The 25162-nt window shown below is 62.7% G+C and carries 21 protein-coding genes; 9 read left to right on the top strand and 12 right to left on the bottom strand.

The genetic code is table 11. The annotated features are described in order from the left end of the window. Window positions 1–110: 110 nt before the first annotated feature. Window positions 111–1148: an L-threonine 3-dehydrogenase gene (gene tdh / locus ABIE40_RS12725; RefSeq protein ID WP_112715663.1), complete on the bottom strand. Its 1038-nt coding sequence runs from the start codon at window positions 1146–1148 to the stop codon at window positions 111–113. A gap of 212 nt (window positions 1149–1360) precedes the next feature. Next, window positions 1361–2548 (bottom strand): glycine C-acetyltransferase, encoded by a 1188-nt coding sequence (locus ABIE40_RS12730; protein WP_199626948.1) that lies wholly within the window; start codon window positions 2546–2548, stop codon window positions 1361–1363. A gap of 170 nt (window positions 2549–2718) precedes the next feature. Between ABIE40_RS12730 and ABIE40_RS12735 the strand changes: the two genes are divergently transcribed. Together ABIE40_RS12735 and ABIE40_RS12740 are read left to right on the top strand one after the other, a co-directional pair. Next, the gene (locus ABIE40_RS12735; protein WP_199626950.1) at window positions 2719–2961 is read left to right on the top strand and encodes a type II toxin-antitoxin system VapB family antitoxin; all 243 of its coding nucleotides are present in this window, start codon (window positions 2719–2721) and stop codon (window positions 2959–2961) included. Then, window positions 2961–3383: a type II toxin-antitoxin system VapC family toxin gene (locus ABIE40_RS12740; RefSeq protein ID WP_199626952.1), complete on the top strand. Its 423-nt coding sequence runs from the start codon at window positions 2961–2963 to the stop codon at window positions 3381–3383. Before ABIE40_RS12735 ends, ABIE40_RS12740 begins: the two co-directional genes overlap by 1 nt. A gap of 18 nt (window positions 3384–3401) precedes the next feature. Here ABIE40_RS12740 and recQ read toward each other — a convergent pair whose 3' ends face one another. Both recQ and dnaG read right to left on the bottom strand, forming a co-directional pair. Next, window positions 3402–5258: a DNA helicase RecQ gene (gene recQ / locus ABIE40_RS12745; protein ID WP_199626954.1), complete on the bottom strand. Its 1857-nt coding sequence runs from the start codon at window positions 5256–5258 to the stop codon at window positions 3402–3404. Then, window positions 5258–7255: a DNA primase gene (gene dnaG / locus ABIE40_RS12750; protein ID WP_199626956.1), complete on the bottom strand. Its 1998-nt coding sequence runs from the start codon at window positions 7253–7255 to the stop codon at window positions 5258–5260. Before dnaG ends, recQ begins: the two co-directional genes overlap by 1 nt. Window positions 7256–7943: 688 nt before the next feature. Between dnaG and ABIE40_RS12755 the strand changes: the two genes are divergently transcribed. Then, entirely contained in the window at window positions 7944–8801 is an 858-nt protein-coding gene (locus tag ABIE40_RS12755) for a hypothetical protein (RefSeq protein WP_199626958.1), read from the top strand. On the opposite strand, the gene ABIE40_RS12760 is transcribed toward ABIE40_RS12755, so the two are convergent. Further along, window positions 8802–9254: a GatB/YqeY domain-containing protein gene (locus ABIE40_RS12760; RefSeq protein WP_112715671.1), complete on the bottom strand. Its 453-nt coding sequence runs from the start codon at window positions 9252–9254 to the stop codon at window positions 8802–8804. A gap of 270 nt (window positions 9255–9524) precedes the next feature. Between ABIE40_RS12760 and carA the strand changes: the two genes are divergently transcribed. Beyond that, window positions 9525–10730 carry a glutamine-hydrolyzing carbamoyl-phosphate synthase small subunit gene (gene carA, locus ABIE40_RS12765; RefSeq protein WP_199627768.1) on the top strand — a complete coding sequence of 402 codons (1206 nt, stop codon included), beginning with the start codon at window positions 9525–9527 and terminating at the stop codon, window positions 10728–10730. Between the two features lie 6 nt (window positions 10731–10736). Here carA and ABIE40_RS12770 read toward each other — a convergent pair whose 3' ends face one another. Further along, the gene (locus ABIE40_RS12770; RefSeq protein ID WP_199626960.1) at window positions 10737–11741 is read right to left on the bottom strand and encodes an acyltransferase; all 1005 of its coding nucleotides are present in this window, start codon (window positions 11739–11741) and stop codon (window positions 10737–10739) included. Between the two features lie 114 nt (window positions 11742–11855). On the opposite strand from ABIE40_RS12770, the gene ABIE40_RS12775 reads away from it, so the two are divergent. Continuing rightward, complete coding sequence (locus tag ABIE40_RS12775; protein ID WP_199626973.1) at window positions 11856–12176, top strand: antibiotic biosynthesis monooxygenase family protein; 321 nt, start codon at window positions 11856–11858, stop codon at window positions 12174–12176. 16 nt (window positions 12177–12192) lie between these two features. On the opposite strand, the gene ABIE40_RS12780 is transcribed toward ABIE40_RS12775, so the two are convergent. The 3 genes from ABIE40_RS12780 to ABIE40_RS12790 all read right to left on the bottom strand — a co-directional run bounded on the left by ABIE40_RS12780 (window position 12193) and on the right by ABIE40_RS12790 (window position 16084). Further along, on the bottom strand, window positions 12193–13596 hold the full coding sequence (locus ABIE40_RS12780) for an MATE family efflux transporter (protein WP_199626975.1): 1404 nt from the start codon (window positions 13594–13596) through the stop codon (window positions 12193–12195). Window positions 13597–13774: 178 nt separating this feature from the next. After that, window positions 13775–15022 carry a TCR/Tet family MFS transporter gene (locus ABIE40_RS12785; protein WP_199626977.1) on the bottom strand — a complete coding sequence of 416 codons (1248 nt, stop codon included), beginning with the start codon at window positions 15020–15022 and terminating at the stop codon, window positions 13775–13777. Window positions 15023–15178: 156 nt separating this feature from the next. Then, complete coding sequence (locus ABIE40_RS12790; protein WP_199626979.1) at window positions 15179–16084, bottom strand: LysR family transcriptional regulator; 906 nt, start codon at window positions 16082–16084, stop codon at window positions 15179–15181. A gap of 110 nt (window positions 16085–16194) precedes the next feature. Between ABIE40_RS12790 and ABIE40_RS12795 the strand changes: the two genes are divergently transcribed. After that, complete coding sequence (locus ABIE40_RS12795) at window positions 16195–17190, top strand: aldo/keto reductase (protein WP_199626986.1); 996 nt, start codon at window positions 16195–16197, stop codon at window positions 17188–17190. A gap of 40 nt (window positions 17191–17230) precedes the next feature. On the opposite strand, the gene ypfJ is transcribed toward ABIE40_RS12795, so the two are convergent. Both ypfJ and ABIE40_RS12805 read right to left on the bottom strand, forming a co-directional pair. Then, entirely contained in the window at window positions 17231–18160 is a 930-nt protein-coding gene (gene ypfJ / locus ABIE40_RS12800) for a KPN_02809 family neutral zinc metallopeptidase (RefSeq protein ID WP_199626988.1), read from the bottom strand. A gap of 80 nt (window positions 18161–18240) precedes the next feature. Then, window positions 18241–18726 carry a DUF2306 domain-containing protein gene (locus ABIE40_RS12805; protein ID WP_199626990.1) on the bottom strand — a complete coding sequence of 162 codons (486 nt, stop codon included), beginning with the start codon at window positions 18724–18726 and terminating at the stop codon, window positions 18241–18243. A gap of 127 nt (window positions 18727–18853) precedes the next feature. Here ABIE40_RS12805 and ABIE40_RS12810 point away from each other — a divergent pair, with 127 nt between their 5' ends. From ABIE40_RS12810 to ABIE40_RS12820, 3 genes are all read left to right on the top strand, one after another. Then, complete coding sequence (locus tag ABIE40_RS12810; protein ID WP_199626992.1) at window positions 18854–19879, top strand: zinc-dependent alcohol dehydrogenase family protein; 1026 nt, start codon at window positions 18854–18856, stop codon at window positions 19877–19879. A gap of 174 nt (window positions 19880–20053) precedes the next feature. Next, window positions 20054–23542, top strand: a complete 3489-nt coding sequence (gene carB / locus ABIE40_RS12815) for a carbamoyl-phosphate synthase large subunit (RefSeq protein ID WP_199626998.1) — start codon at window positions 20054–20056, stop codon at window positions 23540–23542. Between the two features lie 75 nt (window positions 23543–23617). Continuing rightward, window positions 23618–24625: an alpha/beta fold hydrolase gene (locus tag ABIE40_RS12820; RefSeq protein ID WP_199627000.1), complete on the top strand. Its 1008-nt coding sequence runs from the start codon at window positions 23618–23620 to the stop codon at window positions 24623–24625. Window positions 24626–24637: 12 nt separating this feature from the next. On the opposite strand, the gene ABIE40_RS12825 is transcribed toward ABIE40_RS12820, so the two are convergent. Continuing rightward, complete coding sequence (locus tag ABIE40_RS12825; RefSeq protein ID WP_199627002.1) at window positions 24638–25075, bottom strand: VOC family protein; 438 nt, start codon at window positions 25073–25075, stop codon at window positions 24638–24640. Window positions 25076–25162 lie beyond the last annotated feature (87 nt).

Raw genomic sequence — 25162 nt, forward strand, 5'->3', positions numbered from 1 at the left:
GGCAGGCCATCATAGGGGTTGATCTTCAACGACCCGAGATCGATCGCGCGGAACGCAGTGCAGGTTGATCGCCGCCATCGCCGTTCTGTCAGGCGCGGTCGCCTCGCTGTTTACATCCAGTCCATCACCACCTTGCCGGAATTGCCCGAGCGCATCGCCTCGAAGCCATCGCGGAATTCGTCGATCTTGATGCGGTGCGTGATCACCGGCGACAGATCGAGCCCGCCCTGCACGAAGGCGATCATCTTGTACCAGGTCTCGAACATCTCACGGCCATAGATGCCCTTGAGGTTCAGCATCTTGAAGATCACCTTGTTCCAGTCGATCTCGAAACCGGCCGGCGCAATGCCGAGGATGGCGATCTTGCCGCCATTGTTCATCTTGTCGATCATGTCGCGGAAGGCAGGTGCCGCACCCGACATTTCGAGACCGACATCGAAGCCCTCGGTCATGCCGATCGACTTCATCACGTCCGCCAGGTTTTCCTTCGAGGCGTCGACGACATAATCGATGCCGAGCTTGCGGGCGAGATCGAGGCGGTTCGGGTTGATATCGGTGATGACGACCTTGCGGGCGCCCGAACGCTTGGCGACCAGCGCGCCCATGATGCCGATCGGACCGGCACCGGTGACCAGCACGTCTTCGCCGACGAGGTCGAAGGAGAGCGCCGTGTGAACGGCATTGCCGAACGGATCGAAGATCGCGGCGATCTCATCCGGAATATCATCCGGGATGGGCACGACATTGGCTTCCGGAATGCAGACGAACTCGCCGAACGAGCCCGGCCGGTTGACGCCGACGCCGAGCGTGTTGCGGCAGAGATGGCCCCTGCCCGCCCGGCAGTTGCGGCACTTGCCGCAGACGATATGTCCCTCACCGGAGACACGCTCGCCGACATGGTATTTGGTGACCGCGGAGCCGACCTCGGCGATCTCGCCGCAGAACTCGTGACCGACGACCATCGGCACCGGAATGGTCTTCTGCGCCCACTGGTCCCAGTTCCAGATATGCACGTCGGTACCGCAGATCGCCGACTTCTTCACGCGGATCAGCACGTCGTTTGGGCCGACCTCGGGAACCGGCACGGTCTCCATCCAGAGCCCGACCTCCGCCTTCGACTTCACCAGCGCCTTCATCATGTTCGACATCAGATTATTTCCTCTTGGCTTCCGCTGGCTCCACCTTCCCTTCTCCCCTCGGGGAGAAGGTGCCCGCAAGGGCGGATGAGGGGGCTGCGCGGCACGGCATCAATTAATTTGCAATATAGCTAGAGGCCCCCTCATCCCCGGTGCAACGAGTTGCACCTGAAACCTTCGGGCCACCTTCTCCCCGAGGGGAGAAGGGAAGAGGCCGCAAGCCGTCAGATAACCCCAAGCTCCCTGCCCGCTTCGGCAAACACCGCAATCGCCCGCTCGACATCAACAGTCGAATGCGCCGCAGACATCTGCGTACGGATACGGGCCTGGTCCTTCGGCACCACCGGAAAGGAGAAGCCGACGACGTAGACGCCCTTCTTCAGCATCAGCGCCGCCATGTCCTGCGCCAGCTTCGCATCGCCGAGCATCACCGGAATGATCGCATGCCCCTCGCCGGCCAGCGTGAAGCCAAGCTTGGTCATTTCGGAGCGGAACAGCGTGGCATTGGCCGTCAGCTTCTCGCGCAGCGCATCGCCGTTCTCGATCAGGTCGAAGACCTTCAGCGAAGCCGCCGCAATGACCGGCGCCAGCGTGTTCGAGAACAGGTAGGGGCGAGAACGCTGCCGCAGCCAGTCGATCACTTCGGCCTTGCCGGACGTGTAACCGCCCGAAGCGCCGCCAAGCGCCTTGCCGAGCGTACCGGTGATGATATCCACCCGTCCCTCGACGCCGCAATATTCGGCCGAGCCGCGGCCGTTCTTGCCGACGAAGCCGACGGCATGGCTGTCATCGACCATAACCATCGCGCCATACTTGTCGGCGAGATCGCAGACACCCTGCAGATTGGCGATGATGCCGTCCATCGAGAACACGCCATCGGTGGCGATCATCTTGAAGCGGCTGCCTTCGGCCTTCTTCAGCTCTTCTTCGAGTGCCGCCATGTCATTGTTGGCATAGCGGAAGCGCTTGGCCTTGGAGAGACGCACGCCGTCGATGATCGAGGCATGGTTCAGCGCGTCGGAAATGATCGCATCCTCTTCGCCGAGCAGCGTCTCGAAGAGACCGCCATTGGCGTCGAAGCAGGAGGAATAAAGGATCGTGTCTTCCATGCCGAGGAAGGACGAGATGCGCGCCTCGAGCTGCTTGTGCTCCTCCTGCGTGCCGCAGATGAAGCGCACCGACGCCATGCCATAGCCATACCGGTCGAGCGCCTTCTTGCCGGCCTCGGCAAGCTCCTCGTTGTCGGCGAGGCCGAGATAGTTGTTGGCACAGAAGTTCAGAACACGCTCGCCCGAAGCGACAGCGATCTCGCCGGCCTGCTTCGAGGTGATGACCCGCTCGGACTTGTAAAGCCCGGCTTCCTTCAGAGAGGCGAGCTCGGTCGTGAGATGTGAGAGAAATGCTTTTGTCATTGTAAACGCCAATACCCCTAAAATTTCCTCCGATGGGCGCTGCAATTAGCACAAAGCAAGTGCAGATGTCCCCGATCCGGTACGAAATATTTTCGGCTTGGGCCGACCGCCTTAGCAATTGTCGCGGATATACAAAGTGTGATATCCGTATATTTAAAAGGAATATCCCGATGGCTTTATACATCAGAGATCCCGAGGTCGACGAAATGGCAACCGAGCTCCAGCGGTTGACGAATGCCGCCACCAAGACCGATACGGTAAAGGCCGCACTCCAGCATGAATTGGTACGCGCCCGCAGGAAAGTACCCGTACACACGAGGCTAGAGCATGCAAAATCGCTCGCCGACGCGATGGGCAGCAACGATCCTGCTTTTGACCTGAAAAAATTCAGCGACGAGATGTGGGGAGACTAATGTTCCTCGATGCCTCGGCGATCGTTGCGATCCTCGCCCGCGAACAGGGCCATGAAGAACTGGAAAAGGCCATAGGCCAATCAACCGATCCGGTGAGCTACATATCACCGCTGGTTCGCTTCGAAGCCACCCAGGCACTTGCCCGGAAGAAGACATCTCCAGGCGTAAAGACGACGCCGTTATTGCTGGAAACTGCGGCAGAGGCCGTCGATGCCTTCTGTGATGCTCTCGATATCGAGCAGATTCCGATTTCTACAGAGATCGGCAACGCAGCGTCGATCGCAAGTCAGACCTATGGAAAGGTGATCGGACATCCGGCCGATTTGAACTTCGGGGACTGCTTTGCCTATGCATGCGCCAAGACCCTAAAGACGCGCCTGCTTTATAAGGGAAACGATTTCATTCAGACCGATCTGGCCTGAGCGTCACTCCAGCACCCCTCACTCATCATGACTGAGGATCACATCCAGAAACGCTTCGCCGTAGCGCTCCAGCTTCGACTGGCCGACGCCGGAGATATCCAGCATCTCCTTGCGGCTGCGCGGCCGTTCGGTGGCGAAGGCGATGAGTGTCGTGTCGGGGAAGACGACGTAGGGCGGCACGCCGAGCGATTTGGCGATCGAGGTGCGTTCGGCCCTCAGCGCCTCGAAGAGCAGACCATCGGCGCCCGACAGACCGGCATGCCGGTTGGTGCGCTCGGCCTTGCGGCTACTGCGCCCGGCGACCGCCCGGTCCTTGCGGAAGTGGACCTGACGCTCATGTTTGAAGACGGCGCGCGCCTCCGCCTCCAGCTTCATCGCGCCGTAGGCGTCATGGTCGATACGGACCAGTCCCATCGCCAGCAGCTGCCGGAAGATCGATTGCCAGGTTTTCGCGGCGATATCCTTGCCGGCGCCGAAGACCGGCATCGTCGTATGGCCGAAACGCTCGGTCTTCTCGTTGACGTTGCCAAGCAGCACGTCGATGACGTGGCCGGTGCCGAAGCGCTCGCCGGTGCGGTAGACGGCGGCAAGCGCCTTGATCGCCGCCTCCGTGCCATCCCAGGTTTCGACGGGCTTGGTGCAGGTGTCACAGCTGCCGCAGCCGCCCGCATGCGCCTCGCCGAAATGCGCCAGGATCGCCTGGCGGCGGCAGGAGGCGGTTTCGCAGATGGCGAGCAGCGCGTTCAGCTTGCCGCGCTCGATGCGCTTGATCTCGTCGGCCGCATTGCCCTCGTCGATCATCCGCCGCCGCTGGATGACGTCGGCCATGCCATAGGCCATCCAGACTTCCGACGGCAGGCCATCGCGTCCGGCGCGGCCGGTCTCCTGATAATAGGCCTCGACCGAGCCCGGCAGATCGAGATGGGCGACATAGCGCACATTCGGCTTGTCGATGCCCATGCCGAAGGCGACGGTGGCGACGAGGCAGAGTTCGTCTTCCTTCAGGAACGCATCCTGATTGGCGTCGCGCATCGCCCGGTCCATGCCGGCGTGATAGGCGAGCGCCCGGATGCCCTGCGTGTTCAGCCACTCGGCGGTATCCTCGACCTTGGCGCGCGACAGGCAATAGACGATGCCGCTATTGCCCTTGTGGCCGGAGAGGAACCGCAACAGCTGCTGGCGCGGCTGGTCGCGCTCAACGATTTCATAGGCGATGTTCGGCCGGTCGAAGCTCGTGGTGAAGACCTCAGCATTGCCGAGCCTCAGCCGCTCGATAATGTCCTCGCGCGTATGCGGATCGGCCGTCGCCGTCAGCGCGATGCGCGGCACGCCCGGATAGTGCTCCGAAAGCCTGCCGAGCTCGCGATATTCCGGCCGGAAGTCATGTCCCCACTGGGAGACACAGTGGGCTTCATCGATCGCAAACAGCGCGATCCGGGCCTCGCCGATGATCTCGCGAAAACCGTCCATCAGGATGCGCTCGGGCGTCACATAGAGAAGATCGAGATTGCCCGAAGAGATCGCGCGGCGGATATCGACATATTCCTCGCGGGTGATCGTCGAGTTCAGCGCCGCGGCGCGGATGCCGAGCTGCTTCATCGCCTCCACCTGATCGCGCATCAGCGCAATCAGCGGCGAAACGACGATGCCGAGACCCTCGCGGCAGAGCGCCGGGATCTGGAAGCAGAGTGATTTGCCCGCCCCGGTCGGGAACAGCACGACGGCATCGCCGCCCGAGGTCACATGCTCGACGACCTGCTGCTGCTTGCCGCGGAAGGCCGGATAGCCATAGACCCGCTTGAGGATATCGAGCGGCGCCCGGCCATTGCCGAACAGCGCGCTGCCCGCCGAAAATGAAGGCTCGCTTCTATCCATCAATGGCTCGCCGCACCCTTGACCCGGCCGGAGAGCACGCCGAAGCCGTCGATGATCGCTTCCTGGTTTTCAAGCCGCAGCCCTTCGAAATGCACTTCCTGCAGCGCGCGCATCAGCTGGTCGATGATCTCGGCATTGCCCTCCTCGGTCGCCTCGGCGATCTCGCGCTCGAGCTCGATCTTCTGCCAGCGCAGCGCCTTGGCGCGCTTGTGGAAGGCCAGCGCCTGGCGGTAGCCCTCGCGTGCGTCCTCCATCGCCGCCTGCTCGGTCGCGGTCCACAGGCGCGCATTGCGCACCTGCTGATCAAGCCCCTTCAGAAGGCCGGTGAAGTCCTGGCGCTCGAGCTCCTCGAACAGATACTCGCGCGTCAGATGCGGGCTGGCGACCATCGCCGCCGCACCCAGCATCGCCGACCACAGCCGCTGCAGATCGCGATTGTCATATTCGATGGCGGCGATCTCGTCATACTCGTCCTGCATCAGCGCCGGATGGTTGATGACGGTCAGTGCCAGCACGCTTTCGCGCAGTGCCGGAATTTCCTGATGGCCGCGCACCAAGCCGGAGCGGGCGAGCCGCTCGGAGACCAGATTGACCGTGCGCGCACCGCCCGGCGAAGGCCGCCCCTGCCCGTCCTTGCCGCGGAAATTGCCACCGCCGCCGCCCCGTTCGAAGCTGCGCCGGTCGTTGCCGCGGTTCTGGAACTGCGGCTGGAAGAACTTGTTGAGACGGTCGCGAATATCCTGCTGGTAATGGCGGCGGACATTCTCGTCGCCGATCACCGACACCATCTGCTTCAGCCGCGCCTCGAGCTCGGCGCGCGCTTCCGGCGTATCGAAACTGCCGCCGCCGGCCTCGCGGCCCCAGAGCATTTCGGCGAGCGGCTTCGCCTGGCTCATCACCTTGTCGAACGGCGCCCGGCCCTCGTTGCGCACGAGATCATCAGGGTCCTTGCCATCGGGCAGCAACGCAAAGCGCACGGTGCGCCCCGGCTTCAGATGCGGCAGCGCCAGATCGGCAGCGCGGTTGGCAGCGCGGATACCGGCGCCATCGCCATCGAAGCAGAGCACCGGCTGCGAGGTCATCTTCCAGAGAAGGTCGAGCTGATTCTCGGTCAGAGCCGTTCCGAGCGGCGCCACGGCATTCTCGACGCCCGCCTGATGCAGGGCGATGACATCCATATAGCCTTCGACGGCAATCACCGTCGGCTCTCCGTCCGCCCCCTGCAGCGAGCGGCGCGCGCGGGCGAAATTGTAGAGCACCTGCCCCTTGTGGAAGAGCTCGGTCTCGTTCGAATTCAGATATTTCGCCGGCGCATCCGGCGACATGGCGCGGCCGCCGAAGGCAATCACCTTTTCCCGCGACGACAGGATCGGAAACATGATTCGATCGCGGAACCGGTCGTAGCTGACGGGAATGTCGGACCCGTGCACCACGAGACCGCAGGCCTCGATCTGCTCCTTGCCGACGCCCTTGCCCGACAGAAACTCCTTCAACGCATTGCGGCTATCGGGCGCAAAGCCGAGTCTAAAGGTCTCGATCGTCCGACCTGTCAGGCCGCGGTCGCGCAGATAGGCCCGCGCGCGTGCGCCATTCGCCGTCTGCAGCTGATCCTGGAAGAACTGTGTGGCGAGCTCCATGACATCGAGAAGCGAGGTCCGCTCTTTCTCGCGCTTCTCCATCGCCGGATCGGCGACCGGCATCGGCACGCCCGCCATATCGGCGATCTGCTGCACGGCCTCGGGGAAGCTCAAGCCTTCGAGCTCGGTCAGGAACCGGAAATGGTCACCGGTCACGCCACAGCCGAAGCAGTGATAGCGGCCCTTGCGATCCTCGCAATGAAAGCTCGGCGATTTCTCGCCGTGAAACGGGCAGCAGGCCCAATAGTCGCCGCGCGGCACATTGGTCTTGCGCTTGTCCCAACTGACACGCCGGCCGATCACGTCCGAAATCTGGACGCGGTCGCGTATGTCATCGAGAAAGGAATTGGAAAAGCGCATCAGAACCTCGTGGTGAGCCATCATATAAGCAGGTTTGCCGCAGGTCGCCACGCACTTTGCCGGAAAACCCAGCTATTCACAGGCTTGACGGCCCCGCTTTGGATAAAAAAATGAACATCAACAAAGCGTGACGCCTGCCTGCGACAGGGTGCGACAATTGTGCACTTCGGGCGCGTGTCACGCCTGTTTTCAAGTTCGCCAAAATGCATATGAAAAAGATTATATTTGTACGATTTCAAATGGTTGACATGCACAACCGGCAGAAAAATGGCTGATAAAAAGCGTGCTAATGAAAAGCCTGAGCGGGCATTGCCGGGGGTCACAACCCAATTATTATATTTTTGTAATTTGAATACTCCGCTGCATCGCAATACCGTCTTCTCATCAAAGCGATCCCCGAGCGAGGCACCATCCCTACCCCCGGCGCCGCCTCGCAAGGGTGCCTTTGCAAATAAACCGCCAGTGTGGGCTTAGGCCCAGCGTCACTGGCGGCCGCAAAGAGCAAGAAGGCAGGAGCGCCCCCAGCTCCTGCCTTCTTTAATTTCCGGCATAGCTGTTCCAGATTTTTGCAATTTAACCTTGCTGGTTAACTGCCCCAACCATTTTTGGGACATTTGTATGAAAATGGACATTGACTCGGCGAACCCTGAGCGCAAATGGAATATCCATTGCCCGCTAGAGTTCACTGATGTCCGTCTCCGCCGAAACACTTGCAAATGATGACCGCTTCTTTGGTGCAGTACTGATCTGCGCCAATGAGATGCTGGCAATCTATAAAGAAAGCCCGAGAATCGCCTCGATCTTTGCTGCGCAGCAGCGATGGCTGATGGCGCATGCCGGCTTTGCTTTGCACTACGGTCTGCCCGGCGAAGACAAAAAAGGCCTATATTCCGGGCGCTTCGTCGATTTCATCGTCAGCAACAAGATCGCCAGCCGCAATACGGCGGCAGCCTTTCTGCAGGAAATGCTCGTCTACCGCTTCCTGCGTCCCTCCACCGGCCAGGCGGACCGCCGCACGCGCCTTGTCGAGCCGACCGAAACGGCCGAACAGCACTTCCTGAAATGGCTGGTGACCCACCTTTTCATCCTCGACAACCTGGACGGCGGCAAGCGCGCCGAAAAGGTAACTGCCGAGCCCAACCTGATCGCAAAAATTCAACCATTGATTGCTTTGGCGATCCTTGAGACCAATCCGGTGCGCGATCCCGGCGCCACCTACAATCTCTTCAACTGGGCGAACTCCGGCGGTCTGGTGATGGACTACCTGATGTCGCGCCTGCCGCCTTTCGACCCGGCGCTGGAGCGCGTCTCGATCGGGCCGGTCTCGCTCGGCGAGCTCCGTACCAAGTTCATGATCTCGAATACGCATCTGAAGCGGCTGCTGACGCAGGCCGGCGAGATGGGAAGCGTCGGCTGGGACGAGCCGCCGCGCAAGGGCGATCTGTGGCTGTCGCGCGGCTTTATCCTCGAGTACCGCAATTACCAGGCGGCAAAATTTGCGGTCGTCGATGCGGCGGCCGAGGCTGTGCTCGGCCCAGCGGTCTGATTACTTCAAGAGTTCCTTGACGGCGCCCGAAGCCTTGGAGAAATCCATCTGGCCGGCATAGCGCTCCTTCAGAGCAGCCATCACCTTGCCCATGTCCTTCGGACCTTCGGCGCCGGTTTCGGCGATGATCGCCGAGATATTGGCGCGCACTTCCGCGTCCGACAGCTGCTTCGGCATGAAGTCCTGGATCACGGCGATTTCAGCGCGTTCCTTGGTGGCGAGTTCGGGGCGCGCGTTCTCGTCGTAGATCTTGGCCGATTCGTCGCGCTGCTTCACCATCTTGGCGAGGATCTGCAGAATCTCGTCGTCGCTGGCCTCTTCCTTGCCGGCGCCGCGATTGGCGATATCGCGATCCTTGATCCCCGCCTGAATCAGGCGAACGGTCGAAAGACGCTCGGCATTCTTGGATTTCATCGCGTCCTTGAGCGCGGTGGCGAGTTGATCGCGCAGCATTTTTTCACTCCTGTTGAATGGCGCTACATAAACCACGGCGATGGCCGGGATCAAATAAATTGCGATATTGCGGCCAGAAAGCGCAGGAAAAGCGTGCTGCAATGCGTTAGAAAAGATTGACGGCAGGCAGGAGCGTGGCTATCTACCGCCACCTGCACCAAAATTCGTGATCAGGCCTGAGACGCGCGGCGACGAGCCGTGCCCATACGCTTGCGAACACAAATGGCCGCCCGGCGAAACCGCCGCGAGCCGCCGGAAAACGGGATGAAGATGACCGCGACAGCCCCCTGGACCACCGAAAAGCCGACCGCCCTGCTCGTTCTCGCAGATGGCACAGTGATCGAAGGCAAGGGGATCGGCGCGACCGGCAAGGTTCAGGCCGAAGTGGTCTTCAACACGGCGCTGACGGGATACGAGGAAATCCTCACCGACCCCTCCTATCTCGGCCAGATCGTCACCTTCACCTTCCCGCATATCGGCAATATCGGCACCAATGACGAAGACATCGAAGACCTGACGCCGGCAGCACGCCACGGCGCGGTCGGCGTCATCTTCAAGGCCGACATCACCGAACCCTCCAACTACCGCGCCGCCAAGCATCTCGACGCCTGGCTGAAGGCCCGCGGCATCATCGGCCTCTGCGGCGTCGATACCCGCGCGCTGACCGCCTGGATCCGCGAGAACGGTTCGCCGAACGCTGTCATCGCCCATGACCCGAACGGCGTCTTCGACATCGACACGCTGAAGGCTGAAGCCAAGGCCTGGAGCGGCCTGGAAGGTCTCGACCTCGCCAAGATCGCCTCCTCCGGCCAGTCCTCGCAGTGGACGCAGACGCCCTGGATCTGGAACGAAGGCTACGGCGAACTCGCCGCTGGCGATGCCAAGTATCACGTCGTCTGCCTCGATTACGGCGTGAAGCGCAACATCCTGCGCCTGTTTGCCGGTCTCGACTGCAAGGTCACCGTCATGCCGGCAACAACGAGCGCCGAAGACGTGCTCGCCATGCAGCCGGACGGCATTTTCCTGTCGAACGGCCCGGGAGACCCGGCCGCCACCGGCGCATACGCCGTTCCGGTCATCCAGAAGCTGATCGCCACCGATATCCCGGTCTTCGGCATCTGCCTCGGCCACCAGATGCTGGGTCTGGCGCTCGGCGCCAAGACCGAAAAGATGCACCAGGGCCACCACGGCGCCAACCATCCGGTCAAGGACCACACGACGGGCAAGGTCGAGATCGTCTCGATGAACCATGGCTTCGCGGTTGACACGAAGTCGCTGCCCGAAGGCGTTGAGGAGACTCACGTTTCGCTGTTCGACGGCACCAATTGCGGCCTGCGCGTTTCCGGCAAGCAGATCTTCTCGGTCCAGCACCACCCGGAAGCCTCTCCCGGCCCGCAGGACAGCCATTACCTCTTCCGCCGCTTCATCAACATGGTGCGCGCCAAGAAGGGCGAAGCGGCTCTCGCCGAACGCTAAGAACTGTTAGGACAGAGCCACCAGACGCCGGGAAACCGGCGTCTGCTTGAACAGCCGGGATAGGCCGAGGCTGACTGCAGCGACGATAGCTGCGATTGAAAGAGCCCAGAGCGGCCCGCTGACCGGCAGATGCGCTGCCACCGTTTTCAAGATGAAAAGATGGATGAGATAGGCGCCGAGCACATCGCGGCCCCATCCGTAATCGCGTGCCTGCGACAGCCGGGTGGCGAGGCCTGTGATGCCGATCGCCGCGGCGATGGTGCCGAACGAATAGTCGTGACCAAGGCTTGATGTGCTGACGGCAAAGCCTTCTGCCAGATGAAGCGCAAGTCCCGCCAGACCGAGCAGCGCAAACTGCACCGTCGTGAAGCGCGGTAGATAGCGGCGCAGCATGAAGCCCGACAACAGGAAGAGCGGCGCCTCGAATATCCCGTTGCGATAGGCAACGAGCGGAAGATGGATACCGATCAGGTCGCCATAAGTGCCGAAGATCACGCCCGCCAGATAGAGCAGAACGCAGGCCGCCGCCGTCAGCGCTGCCCCGACATAGCGCAGCGACAGCCAGCACAGCGACACACCGATGAAAAGCGCCGGCAGGAACCAGAGATGGAAGCCCGGCCCTCCCGAAAACGGCACCAGCGCGACGATGAAATCGCGGCCGTAGAGCCGGGGATAGAAGAGCTCTGAGAACTCGGCTGCGAAATAGAACAGAAGCCAGAATGCATAGAGCGGCAGAAGCTTGGCGGCCAACGCGCAGATCGCCCGCCAAGGCCGCTCGATCGCCTCTGTCTTCCAGAAGAAACCCGAAACGACAAAGAAGCAGGGGACGGCGAAGCGGCAAAGCTCATCCAGCACGAAGCCCGTCGTCTTCCATTCGCCGAACAGCCCCACCGCGTTGGCATGGATGATGACCACGGCAAAGATGCCGATCACTCTCAGAAGCTCGATACCCGGAAAAGCCATGGCGCACGTTGAACCCGCTACCTCGATGCCCGCCAGCCTAGTGTCCATTCCTTTATCAAAGGTATGAGCCACCGGCATTCATCGGGCGGCGAGGCTCTTGACCTCAACTTAACTTGAGGAATTACACAGGTAGCCGTGACATCGAAATCAAGGAGATGATGGATGAACGGCGGCTTTTACCGCGTCGATAAGTTCGTGGTGCCGGAGGCGGCGCGCGAGGAATTTCTGCTGAATGTGCTGATGGTTCATGAGGTGCTGCAGGTGCAGCCGGGCTTCATGGGTCACTCGGTTCTCGAGCAGATCTCCGGCCCCGGCGAGTTCAATTTCGTGACCATCGCCCAGTGGGAAAGCGCCGAAGTCGCCGAGCGCGTCAAGGCGGCGGTTCAGGCCGCGCAGAAGGCCTGCAGGCTCGATCCGCAGGCGCTGTTCCAGCGGCTCGGCATTCGCGCCGATATCGCCAGCTACCGGCCGGTTGCGGCCTGAGTGGCGATGGCCGCCGTTAGGCGGCGGCCATCCCGCCTTCCCGGCGCACCAGAATATAAAAGCGGGCGCAGAGCATGGTCGCAGCGGCGGCCAGCCCCACCAGGAAGCCGAACCAGATGCCAACGCCGCCGAAGCCGAGCGGGAAGGCAAGCAGCCAAGCCAGGAAGAAGCCGATCGGCCAATAGGCGATCAGCGCCAGGATCATCGGCACGCGCGCATCCTTCAGGCCGCGCAGCAGGCCGCTGGCGATCGCCTGGATCCCATCGACCAACTGGAACAGGCCGGCGACGACGATTAGCGGACCGGCATAGGCGAGCACCTGCGGCGCTTCCGGCCGGCTGACATCGAGGAACCAGCGGGCGAAAAATTCCGGCATGATCGCAAACAGCACGCCGCCGAGTGCAGCCAGCGACGCAGCAATCGCCATGACCGCGACGGAAGCCCGGACAACGGCCTGATGATCCCCCTGCCCGTGCGCGATCCCGATCCTGACGGTCGCCGCCTGGCTGAGGCCGAGCGGGATCATGAAGGCGATCGAGGCCCATTGCAGCGCGATGCCGTGCGCCGCAAGCTCGATCGTGCCGATATGGCCCATCAGCAGCGAAGCCGCGGTAAACAGGCTGACTTCGGCAAGGATCGTCACGCTGATCGGCAGGCCGAGGCGCACCACGTCCCAGAGCGCATGCCAGTCCGGCCGCCAGAAGCGTACCAGGATCTCGTAGCGCCGCGTCTCCTCCTTCATCTGCACATAAGCAAGGATGAACAGGAAGCCCGCCGTCTGCACGGCAACGGAAACGATGGCCGCACCTTCCAGCCCCATAGCCGGAAAGCCAAAATGGCCGAGCACCAGGACGTAGGCAAAGATCGCGTTCAGCACCAGCATGGCGATCGTGACGTTCAGCACCACGGCAGCCTTGCCGATGGCGCTGACCAGCGCCCGCATGACGTTATAGAGCAGCCCCGGCAGCACGGCGAAATGGCCGATCAGAATATAGCCATGCGCGAGCTTGGCGACTTCAGGCTTCTGCCCGGCGGCCAGCAGGATTTCCTCGGCATAGATGAAGGCCGGCTGCATGATCAGCCAGTAGGCAGTGACGACCCACAGGCCCATGCGCATCGACCGGCGCACGGTGACGATATCGCCGCGGCCATAGGCCTGCGCCACCATCGGAATGACGGCGATCGAAAAGCCCGAGCCGAAGATCAGGATGGTGAACAGGAACTGCGCGGAGAGAACCATGGCCGCCAGGTTTTCGGCACCGAGCCTCCCAACGATCATCACGTCGGTCGTGTTGATCCCGAGCTGGGCCAGCTGCGCGCCGATGAACGGAATGCCGAGCGCCAGCGTCGCACGGAAATGCGATCCCCAGTGGTTGTCGGTTTGCGGCGCAAGCTTGTGCACGTCGAGAGGCGCGTCCATAGCAAAAGTCCAATTGTTTTGAATCGTTTTCGGCCGCACACGGGCGGCAAGACTATTACCGGGCATTAGATCAAAGCCCGGCCAAGAGCTACCCTAAAATAGGCAAATGCTGAATTATTCATCACAGCATCACCAAATCTGATGGCCGAGACCAATCGACGTTCAGGTATCGATTGGTCTATCCGGCAGAGGCTTCCGCCGTCTCGTTTTGCTTTGCCGGCCGCACTTTCGCAAACAGGACCAGTGCCGCGACGAGGATGAAGAAGGCGGCCATCAGGTACGGCGCTCCCGCAAAGGTCACCGGCGCATCCGGCTTGGTGAAATAGCCGAACAGCTGCGTGAAGATCACCGGGCCGATGATCGTCGTGAGGCTGCTGAGGCTGGTCAGCGCGCCCTGCAGTTCGCCCTGAGCGGAAGGCGGCACCTTGCCGGCGGCAATGCTGCGCAGCGGCGGATCGGCGATGTTTTCCATCACTGTCAGCACGATGACGACATAGACGACCCAGCCCTCCCAGGCGAAGGCATAGCCGGTCAGGCCGACCACAGAGAAGCACAAGCCGACGACCGCGGTCTTCCATTCGCCGAGCACCGGCACGATCTTCGGCAGGATGAGCCCCATGACGATCGCCGCACCGATGCCGTAGATGCCGAGCGACAGGCCGATCTGCCCCTCGCTCCAGCCATAGCGGTAGGTGCCGACGAAGGACCAGACCGCCGGATAGACGGCATGCGCCAACCAGAACAGGAACATCACGGCGGCGATCCAGCCGATGCCCGGATAGTTGCGCATCTGCTTCAAGGCGCCGAGCGGATTGGCGCGTTTCAGTTCGAAGGGACGGCGATGCTTGGCATCCAGCGTCTCCGGCAGCAGGAAATAGGCGGCCACGAAATTCAGGAAGGACAGCAGCGCGGCACCGAGGAACGGCACGCGCGGCCCGAACTCGCCGAGGAAGCCGCCGATGACGGGGCCGATGGTGAAGCCGACGCCGAAGGCGATGCCGATCAGGCCGAAATTCTTCGCCCGGTTCTCGTCATTGCTGATATCGGCGATATAGGCGGAACAAGTGGCAAAACTGCCGCCGCTGAAACCCGCCAGCGCCCGGCCGACGAACAGCATCCAGAAGCTGGTGGCGATCGCGCAGATGAAATTGTCGATCGCGAAGGTCAGCACCGACAGAAGCAGCACCGGCCGGCGGCCGAAACGGTCGCTGAGATTGCCGAGCAGCGGCGCAAACAGAAACTGCATCACCGCATAGACGACGAGCAGCCAGCCGCCATCGAGCGCAGCATCGCTGACATTGCCGCCGGTCAGCTCCTCCAGATAGGCGGGCAGCACGGGCATGATGATGGCGATCCCGATGACGTCGAGAAACAGGATCATGAAGACGAGGAAAAGTCCGCGGCGAACGAATTTGGGATCAAGCATAGGTCATCTCTCGACAGGCGTTGTTTTCTGGAAAGACGATCTGATCGCCGGGGATGTTACATAGCCGAAGCAGAAAAATGAAACAATACGTGAACATTTCAAAGTTTTTGATGACGAAAACAATGAAATTGATCGTGGAAGCGAACAAAACGGGGACTAAGCCCCTCGCCGCGCCTCAACTTTGACGAAATCGACGAAGGCGCGAAGGGCCGGCGGCATATGCTTGCGGCTGGCATAGTAGAGAAACGGCCCCGAGAATTCGGTCACCCAATCCTCCAGGATCGGCACGAGCTCGCCACGGCGGATCGCCGGAACGAGCACCTCCTCGAATGTCCTGATGACGCCGAGCCCGGCAACGGCCGCCCCGACCTCCATCTCGATCGAATTCGCCACCAGCGGCCCCGTCACCGAAAGCAATAGGCTCTCCTCGCCGCGGTCGAACTCCCAGGCGAAAGGCGCCCGGCTCAGAAAACGATGGCGGATGCAGTCATGGTCTAGGAGATCGCGGGGATGCGACGGCGTCCCGCGTTTGGCGAGATAACCAGGTGCCGCAGCGGTGATATAGCGCTGGCGCCGCGGGCCGAGCGGCACGGCGATCATGTCGCGCTCCAGCCGCTCGTCATAACGGATGCCGGCATCGAAACCGCCTTCGACGACATCAATGAAATCGTCCTCCGCCAGGATTTCCATCCTGATCTGCGGATAAAGCGCCAGAAACCGGCTGGCGATATCGGGCAGGAAGAGCCGCGAGACGATGGTCGGCACGTTGAGCCGCAATGTCCCGGCCGGGCTGTCGCGAAAGCTGTCGAGCTGCCCGAGTGCCGAGGCGACCTCGCCGAGCGCCGGCGCCAGCCGCTCCAGCAGCCGCTCGCCCGCCTCCGTCGGCGTCACGCTGCGGGTCGTGCGGTTGAGCAGGCGTACGCCGAGCCGTTCCTCCAGCCGCCGCAGCGAGTCGCTCAGCGACGACGGCGAAACGCCACGCTTTCGCGCCGCGGCGCGAAAGCTGCGCTCTCTTGCAATGGCGGTGAAGGCATCCAGATCACTAAGGGGAAGATCGTCCATTGTGCGCTTTTCCGTACGGGCCGTTCGCAATCATCCGGATTATCGCACAGACAGACAGGGAATAGAAAGGGGCGAAAGACGCCGCTCCGGCGTCGGCCAAGGAGACGAAGATGCAAACCTACCGCTTGGGAAAGACTGGCCCCACAGTATCCGCCATCGGCCTCGGCTGCATGGGCATGTCGGGCATGTATGGCCCGTCCGACCGCGCCGAAAGCATTGCCACCATCCACGCCGCCCTCGATGCCGGCATCAACCTGCTCGATACCGGCGATTTCTACGGCATGGGCCATAACGAGATGCTGATCGGGGAGGCCCTGAAGACCTGCAAGCGCGAGGAGCTGATCATCAGCGTCAAGACCGGCGCGCTGCGCGATCCGCTCGGCGCCTGGAACGGCTACGATTCCCGTCCGGCAGCGCTGAAGAATTTCATCGCCTATTCGCTGCAGCGCCTCGGCACCGATTATATCGACATCTACCGCCCTGCCCGCCTCGATCCCAATGTGCCGATCGAGGAAACCGTCGGCGCCATCGCCGACATGATCAAGGCCGGCTATGTCCGCCATATCGGCCTCTCCGAAGTCGGCGCCGAAACCATCCGCCGCGCCGCCGCCGTTCATCCGATCGCCGACCTGCAGATCGAATATTCGCTGATCTCCCGCGGCATCGAAGACGCGATCCTGCCCACCTGCCGCGAACTCGGCATTTCGATTACCGCCTATGGCGTGCTGTCGCGCGGCCTGATCAGCGGCCACTGGCAGAAGGGCCAGGATGGCGGCAAGGGCGATTTCCGCAGCGTCAGCCCGCGCTTCCAGGCCGCCAATATCGACCAGAACCTCGCCCTCGTCGAAGAGCTCCGCAAGATCGCCGCCGAGAAGCAGGCGAGCGTCGCACAGATCGCCATCGCCTGGGTCGCCGCTCAAGGCACGGATATCGTGCCGCTCATCGGCGCCCGCCGCCGCGGCCGGCTGACCGAAGCGCTGGGCTCAAGCGCCGTGCAGCTCAGCGCCGAAGATATGGCGGCAATCGAGCTCGCCGTCCCGAAGGATGCGGCGGCGGGTGCGCGCTATCCGGAAGCACAGCTGAAACATATGGACAGTGAACACTGAAGATCGGGCTCCGCTGCCGCGTGGCGGCGGAGCCTCTTGATCAGACCGGCCCGCTGAACGTATCGCAGGCCGAAACCTTGCCGGTGTCAAAACCCTGCTTGAACCATTTCACGCGCTGCGCCGAGGTGCCGTGGTTGAAGCTGTCGGGGACGACATAGCCCTGGCTGCGCTTCTGCAGCGTGTCGTCGCCGATCTGCTGGGCGGCATTCAGCGCGTCCGCGATATCGTCGGGATTGATATAGCCCTTGCGCTGCTCGAACTTGGCGAAGACACCTGCGAAGCAATCGGCCTGCAGTTCGACGCGCACCGACATCTTGTTGGCATCGACCTCGCTCATCCGCTGGCGGGCCTCGTTGAACTTCGGCAGCACGCCGAGGATGTTCTGGACGTGATGGCCGACCTCGTGGGCGATCACGTAGGCCTCGGCGAATTCGCCCTTGGCGCCGAACTGCTGGCTGAGCTGGCGGAAGAAATCAGTGTCGAGATAGACCTTGCGGTCGACAGGGCAATAGAACGGCCCGGTCGCCGCCGACGCGGCGCCACAGCCAGAGCGCGTCGAGCCGGAGAACAGCACCAGCGCCGGCTTCTCGTAGGTCTGGCCGGAGGCCTGGAAGATGCCGGTCCAGGTATCCTCGGTATCGGCGAGCACGGTGCGCACGAAGGCGGTCATGTCGTCATTGGCGGGCGTGCCGCGGCTCTGTGAATCGCTCTGCTCGTAGCCCGAGCCGCCGCTCATCGTGCCGTCCATCACCTGCATCAGGTCGATGCCCATCGCCTTGAAGATGAAATAGATGACGACGAGGAAGATGATCGTGCCGATCGACAGGCCACCGCCGCCACGGCGCACGCCGCCGGACGGAAAGCTGAAACCGCCTCCGCGGCCGAAGGGATTTTGCCCGAGACCACCGCTCGAAGGGTCTCCGCGGCGATCCTCGATATTGTCCGACTGGCGGCGGCCTCTCCATTCCATCTGAACTCTCCCCGGCAACGCCGAACGCGTCTCTTTCGTTTGAGATTATATATCCGGCGCTTGGCCGAATTCCAGCGGCATCATGCAGCCCGCTGCACCCGCGCCGAAAGCACGATCGCCGCCGCAGCACCGGCTACGAGCAGGCCGAAAACCAGCGCCACCATGTCATGCCCCGAGAATACCACCTCATTCATGATCCGGCCGGGGACCAGCGTGAATCCGCCCGCAATGATGATGCCGCCGAAATAGATCGGCCGGACGATCCGCCGGTGGGTCGCGACGTCATGGCGCCGCGCCGCCGCAATCGCCTGCCAGGCGCCGAAGATCGTCGCGGCCGAGAGCAGGTGAATGGGGCTGAAGCCGAAGAACATTTTGATCTCGTGAATGAAGAAGCTGGTGAGCGCCGTCACCACCATCAGCGCCATCCAGATCTTGCCGAGAAGCCGGTGAAGCGGCGTGCCCTTCCGGTGCAGCAGGATGAAGGCGCCGAGCAGCGCTGCCGGAATGACGGTCGCCACGTGGATCTGAATGGCAGGCGATGCATCGAGCAAGGGTTCAAGGGTCATGCCTGGCTCCTCCTCTGGAATGGCCGATTGTCCCGAGCAATACCCGCGGACGCAAGAGGCAAAACACCAGCGGCTTGACGGCCCCGCGCTTTTTGTCCCTGATGCCGGGCGGAGCGAGGAGAAGATCATGAAAGCGCTGCGTCTTGAAGCGACCGGCCGGCTGGCGGTCTGCGAGACCGGAAAACCGGTTCCCGGCCCCGGCGATGTCCTGGTGAAGGTCGAAGCCTGCGGCATCTGCGGCACCGACCGGCATCTCTATCACGGCGAGTTTCCGGCCCGCCCGCCGGTTATCCTCGGCCACGAATTCACTGGCATCGTCGAAGCAGTCGGCGCCGACGTCACCGGCTTCCGGCCCGGCATGCGCATCACCGGCGATCCCAACATTTCCTGCGGCCGCTGCCCGGAATGCCAGCGCGGCCGCGTCAATCTCTGCCGCAATCTCGAAGCGATCGGCATTCATCGCGATGGCGGCTTTGCCGATTATGTCTGCATCCCGGAAACCCAGGCCTTCGCCCTGCCCGACGCGCTCGATCCGCTCCACGGCGCCTTCTGCGAACCGCTCGCCTGCTGCATCCACGGCATCGACATGGCGGAGATCAAGACAGGCTATTCCGTGGTCGTCCTCGGCGGCGGCGTCATCGGCCTGCTCGCCGTGCAGCTGGCGCGGCTGGCAGGTGCGACGCGCGTCGTGCTCGTCACCCGCAATGCGGACAAGCGCCGGATCGCCGAAGAACTCGGCGCCACCGCGACGGTCGATCCCTCCTCCGGTGACGTCATCGAGCGGATCACCGGCGCATCAGGCCTTCTTCCTGGCGGAGCCGACGTGGTGATCGAGTGTGCTGGTGTTGCCCAGACAGTCGAGGAGACGCCGCGACTCGCGAAAAAAGGCGGCACGGCGCTCATTCTCGGCGTCATGCCGCAGGGCACCAAGGTCGCGATCGAACCCTTCGACCTGCTGTTTCGCGAAATCCGCCTGCTGAGCTCTTTCGTAAACCCCTTCACCCATGCCCGTGCCGCCGATCTGATCGCCACCGGCGCCATCAAGGTAGAGCCGCTGATCACCCGCAAGATCGGCCTGGAGGAAGCCCGCGAGACCATTATAAACCCGGCCCCGAACGGCGAGATTCGAGCCCTCGTCATACCCGGCCTGTGAAGGCTTTTCGGGGAGACTGCGGATTCCTGTCGATTCCTTGAATTATGGGGTTCCGTTTCGGTTTCGCTTTGCCTATAAGCCGCTTCTAGCCTGAAAAGACCCTCAATGCGCGACCCGACCCGGTGATCTCCCACCCTGGCCGGTTTTTTGCGCAGCTAGCAAGTGGAAAAGCCGATGCCGAAGCGCCAAGATATCAAATCGATCCTCATCATCGGCGCGGGTCCGATCGTCATCGGCCAGGCATGCGAATTCGACTATTCCGGCACCCAGGCCTGCAAGGCGCTAAAGGAGGAAGGCTATCGCGTCATCCTCGTCAACTCCAATCCGGCAACGATCATGACCGACCCGGGTCTCGCCGACGCCACCTACGTCGAGCCGATCACCCCCGAAGTCGTGGCCAAGATCATCGCCAAGGAGCGCCCCGATGCGCTGCTGCCGACCATGGGCGGCCAGACGGCGCTGAACACCGCGCTCTCCCTCAAGCGCATGGGCGTTCTCGACCGCTACAATGTCGAGATGATCGGGGCCAAGCCGGCCGCCATCGACAAGGCCGAAGACCGCGCCCTCTTCCGCGAAGCCATGGAGAAGATCGGCCTCGAAACCCCGCGCTCGATGCTGGCAAACGCCACCGACATCAAGGATGCCGACCGCAAGACGCATGAAGCCGAGCGCGCCAAGCTGCGCGAGAGCCTTTCCGGCCCCGATCTCGACAAGGCGCTCGACGAGCTGGAAAACCAGTGGAACCTCGGCGAGACCGACCGCAAGCAGCGCTACATCAGCCACGCCATGGCGATCGCCGCCCAGGCGATCGACGTCGTCGGCCTGCCCGCCATCATCCGCCCGTCCTTCACCATGGGCGGCACCGGCGGCGGCATCGCCTACAACCGCTCGGAGTTCTTCGAAATCATCGGCGGCGGCCTCGATGCCTCGCCGACCACCGAAGTGCTGATCGAGGAATCGGTTCTCGGCTGGAAGGAATATGAAATGGAAGTCGTCCGCGACAAGGCGGACAACTGCATCATCATCTGCTCGATCGAAAACATCGACCCGATGGGCGTCCATACTGGCGATTCCATCACCGTCGCCCCGGCGCTGACGCTGACCGACAAAGAATACCAGATGATGCGCAACGCCTCGATCGCCGTCCTGCGCGAGATCGGCGTCGAAACCGGCGGCTCGAACGTCCAGTTCGCCGTCAACCCGAAGGACGGCCGCCTCGTCGTCATCGAAATGAACCCGCGCGTCTCGCGCTCCTCGGCGCTGGCTTCAAAGGCCACCGGCTTCCCGATCGCCAAGGTCGCCGCCAAGCTCGCCGTCGGCTACACGCTCGACGAACTCGACAACGACATCACCGGCGGCGCGACGCCTGCCTCGTTCGAACCGTCGATCGACTACGTCGTCACCAAGATCCCGCGCTTTGCCTTCGAGAAGTTCCCGGGCGCCTCGCCGATCCTGACGACGGCGATGAAGTCGGTCGGTGAAGTCATGGCGATTGGCCGCACCTTCGCGGAATCGCTGCAGAAGGCGCTGCGCGGCCTCGAAACCGGCCTGACCGGCCTCGACGAGATCGAGATCCCCGGCGTCGAGGAAGGCGAATCGAGCCAGAACGCCGTGCGCGCCGCCATCGGCACGCCGACGCCGGACCGCCTGCGCATGGTCGCCCAGGCGCTGCGCCAGGGCATGAGCCCCGAAGACGTCCACGAAGGCTGCAAGATCGACCCGTGGTTCATCGCCCAGTTCAAGGCGATCGTCGATACCGAGGCCCGTATCCGCGAGCACGGCCTGCCGCAGGATGCCGCAAACCTGCGCAGCCTGAAGGCCATGGGCTTTTCCGACGCCCGCCTTGCAACGCTGTCCGGCAAGCGCCCGAAGGAAGTGGCAGAACTGCGCAACAGCCTGAACGTCCGCCCGGTCTTCAAGCGCATCGACACCTGCGCCGCCGAATTCGCCTCGCCGACCGCCTACATGTATTCGAGCTACGAGACGCCGTTTGTCGGCGCCGCGCGCTCCGAAGCCGAAGTCTCCGACCGCAAGAAGGTCGTCATCCTCGGCGGCGGTCCGAACCGTATCGGCCAGGGCATCGAGTTCGATTACTGCTGCTGCCATGCCGCCTTCGCGCTCCGCGACGCTGGCTATGAAGCGATCATGATCAACTGCAACCCGGAAACCGTGTCGACCGACTACGACACCTCCGATCGCCTCTACTTCGAGCCGCTGACGGCCGAAGACGTGATCGAGATCCTGCGTGCAGAGCAGGAAAAGGGCGAAGTCGTCGGCGTCATCGTCCAGTTCGGCGGCCAGACCCCGCTGAAGCTCGCCGAAGCGCTCGAGAAGAACGGCATCCCGATCCTCGGCACCGCGCCTGATATGATCGACCTTGCCGAAGACCGTGACCGCTTCCAGAAGCTGCTGATGAAGCTCGATCTCAACCAGCCGAACAACGGCATCGCCTACTCGGTCGAGCAGGCCCGCCTTGTCGCCACCGAAATCGGCTTCCCGCTGGTCGTGCGCCCGTCCTACGTTCTCGGCGGCCGTGCGATGCAGATCATTCACGCCGAAAGCCAGCTGCAGACCTACCTGCTGGATACGGTGCCGGAACTGGTGCCTGAAGACATCAAGCAGCGCTATCCGAACGACAAGACCGGCCAGATCAATACCCTGCTCGGTAAGAACCCGCTGCTCTTCGACAGCTACCTGTCGAACGCCATCGAAGTCGATGTCGATTGCCTCTCCGACGGCACCGACGCCTATGTCGCCGGCATCATGGAGCATATCGAGGAAGCCGGCATTCACTCCGGCGACTCGGCCTGCTCGCTGCCGCCGCGCACGCTATCGACGGAAATGCTCGACGAACTCGAGCGTCAGGCAAAGGCGATGGCCAAGGCGCTCAACGTCGTCGGCCTGATGAACGTGCAGTTCGCCATCAAGGACGGCACGGTCTACGTGCTCGAAGTCAACCCGCGCGCCTCGCGCACGGTGCCCTTCGTCGCCAAGACCATCGGCGCGCCGATCGCCAAGATCGCCGCCCGCGCCATGGCCGGTGAAAAGCTCGACGCGACCTTCGCGGCCTATGGCGAAAAGCCGGATCCGCGCAACCTGAAGCACATTGCCGTCAAGGAAGCCGTCTTCCCATTTGCCCGCTTCCCCGGCGTCGATACGCTGCTCGGCCCGGAAATGCGCTCGACCGGCGAAGTCATCGGCCTCGACACCGATTTCGCGCTGGCCTTCGCCAAGTCACAGCTCGGCGCCAGTGTCGAACTGCCGCGTGACGGCACGGTCTTCGTCTCGGTGCGCGATGCCGACAAGCAGCGCGTCCTGCCGGCGATCCGCATCCTGGTCGGCGAAGGCTTCAAGGTTCTGGCAACCGGCGGCACCGCCCGCTTCCTCGGCGAAAACGGCATCGAGGCGACGAAGATCAACAAGGTTCTTGAGGGCCGTCCGCATATCGAGGACGCCATCCGCAACCGCCAGGTCCAGCTCGTCATCAACACGACCGACGGCAACAAGGCGATCTCGGATTCCAAGTCGCTCCGCCGCGCCACGCTGATGCAGAAGGTGCCCTACTACACGACGATGGCCGGCGCCGAAGCCGCCGCCCTCGCCATCAAGGCGCTCCGCGCCGGCAACCTCGAAGTCCGCCCGCTGCAGAGCTATTTCGCATAAGCATCACGGCCCGAAATTCTTAACGGGCTGTCTGCTATTCCTCGCCGCATGAAAAATTGCGGCGGGGGAGCGCGCATGAGAAGCATAGCCATCCGGTTCGTAAAAATCCTCGCCGGCATCGCCGGTGCGCTGATCGGCGTGGCACTTCTCGTCTTCGCCGGTTTCTATGCCGCATCGATCTGGCGCGAGAGCCTGCCGCCGGGCCGCAATGGCGAGCCCGGGCAATATCTTCAGGCCGATGGCCTCGACCTCCACTACAAGCAATGGGGACCACAGAGCGGTCAAGCGATCCTGCTGATCCCCGGCGCCATGGCATGGTCCGAAACCTGGGCGCCGATCGCCGAGCGACTGGGCGCGAATGGTTTTCGCGTCATCGCCCCCGACCTGCCGCCTTTCGGCTATTCCGAGCGCCCCGCTTCCGGCGACTATTCCCGGCAGGCGCAGGCACGCCGCATCCTCGCTTTCGCCGATGCTGCAGGCCTCCAGCAATTCGTGCTGCTCGGCCATTCCTTCGGCGGTGGCGCGACGATGGAGACCGCGCTGATCGCGCCGGATCGCATCGCCGGTCTCGTTCTTTTGGATGTTGCCCTCGGCCTTGGCCGCCCGCCCTCCAAGCCGCCACTGGCACCGCTCTTTGCCCCCGGACTGCGGGAAGCGATCATGGCCGCGACCTTCACCAATCCGCTGATGATCGGCAAAGGGCTGCGCGATTTCGTAGCCGATGACGATGCTGTCGCGACGCCGGAGCGCATCGAGGTCTACCGCCGCCCGCTCGTCGTCAAAGGCACGAGCCACGCCATTGCCGACTGGTTCGTCACCGGCCTCTTCGGCAACGAGGAAGCCTCCCGCGCCTTCAAGCCGGAAAGCTATCGAAGCTTCCAGAAACCGGCCTTGCTGATCTGGGGCAAGGAAGACAGCGTCACCCCGCTGGCGCAGGGCGAAGAGATCGCCCGCCTGCTGCCGAAGGCGCAGCTCTCCATCCTCGACGGCGTCAATCACATCCCGCAGATCGAGGCACCGGAAAAGACGGCGAGCCTGATTGCCGCCTTCGTCTCCTCGCTACAGCCACCAGGCAGCAACTGAGCGCGCTTCAGCTCAACCAAGCTCTTCGGCGAGCCCGATCAGCAGGCCTTCCGGCCCCCTGATATAGCAGAGCTTGTAGACGTCCTGATAGCGAACCACCTCTCCCACCAGCTCGGCGCCGCACCTGCGCAGCCTCGTAAACGTGTCATCGATATCATCGACGGTGAACATGGCGCGCAGATAGCCGAGCGCATTGACGGGCGCATTCCGGTGATCGGCGATCACCGCGGGCCGGATGAACCGGGAAAGTTCGAGCCGGCTGTGGCCGTCAGGCGTGCGCATCATGGCAATCTCGACATGCTGATCGCCGAGCCCGGTGACGCGTCCCGCCCATTCCCCTTCGATCGTCGCGCGCCCTTCGAGATCGAGCCCGAGTTCGCGAAAGAAATCGATCGCCACATCGAGGTCCTCGACGACGATCCCGATATTGTCCATCCGCTTGAGCGCCATGCTTCCCGTCTCCTGATATGGTTTCAATCGAGAGGATATCCCTCATCGGCCAAAGGACGTTTCAGATGACCCTTAGCCGACAGCCGC

Origin of the sequence: Rhizobium sp. OAE497 (genome assembly GCF_040546565.1) — a bacterium.
GTDB lineage: Bacteria > Pseudomonadota > Alphaproteobacteria > Rhizobiales > Rhizobiaceae > Rhizobium.